Genomic DNA, 5,238 nt, shown 5'->3' on the forward strand with positions numbered 1-5,238 from the left:
ATGAAAAAAAAAAAAATTAATTTTAAAATTTTAAATAAATTGCAAAAATTATTAATAGTAGTAATTGTTATATTTACGTTTTCTTCTATTAAAAACTCAAGAGCATTAAATAAAAAAAACAGCAATAAAAGAAGTAAAGAAAAAATTTCTTTTTCTATAAAAAAAAAGAATAAAAAAAAAATTTCAATTTTTTTGAAAATTAAAAATGAATATTTTATCTTTCTAAAAACAGGACAGAAAAACAGTATAGGTAATAATTTACTTGAAATAGATTTATTAAAAAAAATTAATAATATAAAAAAAAATAATTTTTTTAACAAAAATTTACCTCAAGATGAAATTTTTTGGAGTAATATAAAAAAAAATAATAATAATGATAATTATTTTATTGATTATGTTTCAGATCTTTATTCTCCTATAGATGAAGATAATCTAGATATAAATAATTATAATAATTCCTATAAAACAATTAATTATTATTTAATAACAACAAAAAATTTCCTTCTAAATGGTCTTTCTAATAAAGATGTTTTTTTAAGAAACATTAAATTAAGCGTTATTAATAAATTTAATAGTAAAATAAATAATAATATTCAATCCAGTATTCATAAATTATTTAAAAAATTTAAAATAAATGGAAAAAGTTTAATAAGAATTAATTTAGATGAAAATTTGAATTTAAATAATTCTGAAATTAGTTTTTTATTTCCTTTTTTTGAAAAAGAAAATTATGTTTTTTTTATACAAAATAATATACATAAAACTGAAAATAGAAATCAAAATAATTTAGGTTTTGGTTTAAGAAAATTATCCTTTAATAATAATTATTTATTAGGTATAAATAGTTTTTTTGATTATGATATTTCGCTAGAAAATACAAGAATAGGTTTAGGTTTTGAATTTTGGAAAGAATTTATTAAATTTAATGCTAATATATATTATGGATTAAGTAGATGGTGGCATGTAAATTTTTTAAATAAAAGAAAATTTAGTTCATCTAATTCATTTAATGAAATAAATGACGATGAATTTTTTTCAAGACCTGCAACAGGATTTGATATTAGAGCAGAAGGATATTTACCTAAAATTCCAGAATTAATATTTAATCTAGATTATGAAAAATATTATGGTGAAATAGGATATGTATTAAAAGATAATGATGAAGGATATGAAAAATTATTTTCTCCTTCTATTTTTTCTTTTGCTATAAATTATAATCCAATTCCTTTTTTAACTTTTACTATAAAAAATTCTAAAACTTTATTTGAAAAAAATCATATTCAATTTGGTATTAATATTAATTTAAAATTAAATTCCCCTTTAGAAAATCAAATTCATACTAAAACTCGTAATATTTTTTCATCATCTTCTGATCATAAATATGATTTTGTTAATAGAAATAATAATATTATTTTAGAATATAGAAAAAAATTTCTAATTAAAATATTTACAAAAAAAACAATAACTGGATACCCAGGTAGTGAACATTCTTTAGGAATAAAAGTTAATGCTGTAAATAAAATTAAAAATACATATTTTGATACTAAAAATAATTTTTTAAAAAATGGAGGATCAATTAAATTAATTAAGGGTGATTATATTGTAAAATTACCTAATTTTAATTTCAAAAAAGAAAATATTAATACATATATAGTAAAGGTTAATGTAGTTGATATGTTAGGTAATAAAGATATATCATGTATTAAAATAAAAATTTTACCACCTTTAATAAATAAAAATTTTTCAACTTTAAATGTTTTTCCTAAAAAAATATTAGTCAGTTCGGAAAAAGCAAAAATTGTTTTTGAAGCTAGAGATATTAATAATTCATTATTAACAGATATGAAAAATGTAAATTTTATAGTAGCAAAGGGAAATTTACCTGATAAATATAATATACATATAAGTCATGTAATTGAAAATCCTAAAGGAACTTATTCTGCTACAATAACTAGCTTATCTTACGGGCAAGCTTTTTTAAGAGTTAAAATAGGTGATGTAGTTAATAAAGATCTTAATGAAAGAATTGATTTTGTTTTACCTTCTATAGATAATTTAGAACTAAAAGCTGATCGTGATAATCTTATTGCGAAAGTTAGTCAATCAATTAATTTTCTAATAACAGTTTATGATAAACATGGTAAGAGATTTAAATTTGCTCAAATTGATATAAGAAATATTATAGCTAGAGATAGATTAGGAGATGTAAGAAAAGATAGTGGGAAAATTCATATTGAAGATATTACAAATCAAAAATCTTATGATAATGATATTTTTTCATTAACAACAAATATAAATGGGGAATTAAGAATAGCTATTTCTGACCCACATGGTATTGGTGTACGTACTACTCTTGAAATTAGTGCAAATAATTATATTACTAAAAAAATTAATTTAATTTTTACTGTTTCTACTAGCCCAAATACTTTACATGCTAAAATGTATGGTCATATGACTGATTTTTTATTTGTTAATGGGGTAAAATTTGAACGACCAGTTTTAGCTTCTGAACGTCTGGGGGATCAAGTTTTTCATTATTTAAATGAGGATTGGTCAAAATTTACTTGGTATAATGGTGAAGCATATTGTAAATCTCGAAATGCTCGTTTACCAACAAAAGATGAATTATTTGATTTTTATAAAAATCATTCAGGTAATGATTTACTTAGTAATTATGGATGGCCTATGGTTGATAGGTTTAATTTAGTATGGACTTCAACTCCTATAATAAACATGTATTTTCCAGATCCATTACATTTTTATATTAATTTTTTAAATTCAGATATAGAGAAAGGTATTACTAGTAATATTTTTACAGTTTTTTGTATGCAAAAAGATAATGATTAATTTATTAAATTTTTTATTTTAATTTAAAAACTAATTTTTTAGTTTTAAAAAAAAAATTTAATTAAATTTTTTTTTTAAAACTAAAAAATTAGTTGTATTGTCTTTAAAATTTGATATTTCATTTTTTAAAATATATAAATTATAAAAATTAGCAGTTATTTTATTACCTATTGCTGCTAATTTTTCTGATGAATTTTTTTTAATTAAATTCATAGCATAGGAAGAACTAGAACAATATTTTATTTCCCAGTGAGGAAATTTTTTTATAAAAAAACTACATTGTTTAAATATCTCAGGATGACTAAAAATTCTTTCTATTTTATTTAAAGATAAACTAGTTTTAGAAGTAACTAAACAATGTTTAATAGGTAATTTAAAATTCTTTTTTATATATAAAAAAGAATTATTTTTTTCTAATAAAATTGATACTTCTTTTATTAATCCTGTATAATTATTATATATAGGAACTATAGCTAAATGTGTATTATTATTTTTAATATGAAAAAAAATTTCAGCAAAATTTTTACAACTTATATTAATAAGTATTTTTCTAAAAAAACACTTATTAATATAAGTTAACAATGCTAAATGTGAATAGCTACCTAGAGGTCCTAAAAATGCAATACTTTTATGATAACTATTATCTATTATAGTTTTTGATTTTTTTTTTTTTATAAAATCTCTAATATTTTTATTAATAATAAGATTAGTATTATAATAAAAAATATTTGTTTTTATTATTTTTAACATTTTTTTAAAAAATATTTTTAGTTATTTTAACATAAAATATAATAAAAAAGAAAATTTTATTTTTTTATAATATGAACAAAATCATTTTTATCTATCCAACAATCCCAATCAGTAGCGAAAGAAACTTCAGATAAAGATTTTTTTAAAATTTGTCTAAACTTCCATAATATAGAAGTTTTACTACCACATAAATTTTTTAAGGTACTTACCTTATAACATAAGGGAATATTATGAGAGCAATAAAAACAATGAATCCATTGAGATAATGGTCGTCCTTTTAATTTTTTTCTTTCTTTTAAAGAAATTATCGTCCACATTGAATCTACAAAAAAAGAAATTATATTTTTATTCAATAAAATTATATTTTTTTTTGTTATATCATTCCTATACCACTCTTGTAATAGATGACCTATATAAAAAAAATTTTTATAATTTATTTCTATACTACAGATAGATAATCTTGTTAAAGACGATTTTAACCATTCATAATCTTTTTTACCTGTTTTTCTATCTATTGACTCTAAAAAAGAATAAGTAGAAAAAATTACTTTTTTTCCTAGAGGGACTTTAGTAAATCGATATAAACATTCTAACCATACATCTAAATCAGATTGATCTAAACTTTCTCCTGTAAAACGTATAAAAAAACCATTTAAAGATGTTTTTAAAATATTTCTTTCATATTTTCTGTTTCCTTTTTTAACTATACCAAAAAGAGAACTACGTAATATAATATTTGGAATAGCTCTTTTATTTTTCGAAATACTAGGAAAATATTTTTTAATATTAAAATTTTGTTTTTTTATATATTCAAGAGGTTCATAAAATGAACCATTAGTATTTTTTTTTTTTATTTCTTTTTTTATGCTCTTTTTTTTTGAAATATTACTTTTTTTAATTAATAAATTAATTCTATCATAAATAAATTTTTTACGCATTTAAATTTAAATAAAATTGATACTAAAAAATTTTAACAGAAAAATAGATATCTTTAATTATCATTAAAAATAAACTAATTTTAATATTTTTTATATATTTTTAAAACTAACTTAATTTAAGTGACTTTCCCCCTTCCCATATAAACTTTAACTAACTTATTTAACTAATTTTTTAAATTATAGTTCCTGTTGTTCAAAAACTTATATGAATGACTAAAAATTACTTTTTAATTTAAAATAAATTATATTTTCTTATAATAAAATCTTATTTTACATAATTATTTATATATGTCAAGTTTTTTTTAACATTATTAATTTCTATTTTTTAAAAATAGAAAAAACGGGATAGCAAGTAGCAAGGACGGGATAGCAAGTAGCAAGGACGGGATAGCAAGTAGCAAGGACGGGATAGCAAGTAGCCAAAAACGGGATAGCAAGTAGCCAAAAACGGGATAGCAAGTAGCCAAAAACGGGATAGCAAGTAGTTTTCTTGTATATATATATATAAAAAGAAAAAGAGTCTTTTATAAACTTTTATAAACTTTTATAGACTTTTATAGACTCTTATAAAGATTTTATATTTTTCTTAAAACACTTGTAAAAGAAAAAAATAAGTGTATAATCTGTATTATATGAATGATATTAAAACGTGATAAATTGGATTAAAATTATTTTTAGTTAACTTAAAAACAAATTTATACAA

The 5,238-nt window shown here is 19.5% G+C and carries 3 protein-coding genes; 1 reads left to right on the plus strand and 2 read right to left on the minus strand.

Annotated features, from left to right (window positions below; all coding sequences use genetic code 11):
• Positions 1-2,847 carry an inverse autotransporter beta domain-containing protein gene (locus GJT98_RS02280; protein WP_211080542.1) on the plus strand — a complete coding sequence of 949 codons (2,847 nt, stop codon included), beginning with the start codon at positions 1-3 and terminating at the stop codon, positions 2,845-2,847.
• Positions 2,848-2,904: 57 nt separating this feature from the next.
• Here GJT98_RS02280 and GJT98_RS02265 read toward each other — a convergent pair whose 3' ends face one another.
• Positions 2,905-3,597: a prephenate dehydratase domain-containing protein gene (locus GJT98_RS02265; RefSeq protein WP_168821459.1), complete on the minus strand. Its 693-nt coding sequence runs from the start codon at positions 3,595-3,597 to the stop codon at positions 2,905-2,907.
• Between the two features lie 56 nt (positions 3,598-3,653).
• On the minus strand, positions 3,654-4,535 hold the full coding sequence (gene trfA, locus GJT98_RS02270; protein ID WP_168821461.1) for a plasmid replication initiator TrfA: 882 nt from the start codon (positions 4,533-4,535) through the stop codon (positions 3,654-3,656).
• Positions 4,536-5,238: the final 703 nt, after the last annotated feature.

This window comes from Enterobacteriaceae endosymbiont of Donacia sparganii (genome assembly GCF_012569045.1).
Classification (GTDB): Bacteria; Pseudomonadota; Gammaproteobacteria; order Enterobacterales; family Enterobacteriaceae.

What these genes read in the sequence shown, in the direction of transcription:
- GJT98_RS02280 (WP_211080542.1), top strand. Translation starts at nt 1, where the DNA reads ATGAAAAAAAAAAAAATTAATTTTAAAATTTTAAATAAATTGCAAAAA.
- GJT98_RS02265 (WP_168821459.1), bottom strand. Translation starts at nt 3,597, where the DNA reads ATGTTAAAAATAATAAAAACAAATATTTTTTATTATAATACTAATCTT.
- trfA (WP_168821461.1), bottom strand. Translation starts at nt 4,535, where the DNA reads ATGCGTAAAAAATTTATTTATGATAGAATTAATTTATTAATTAAAAAA.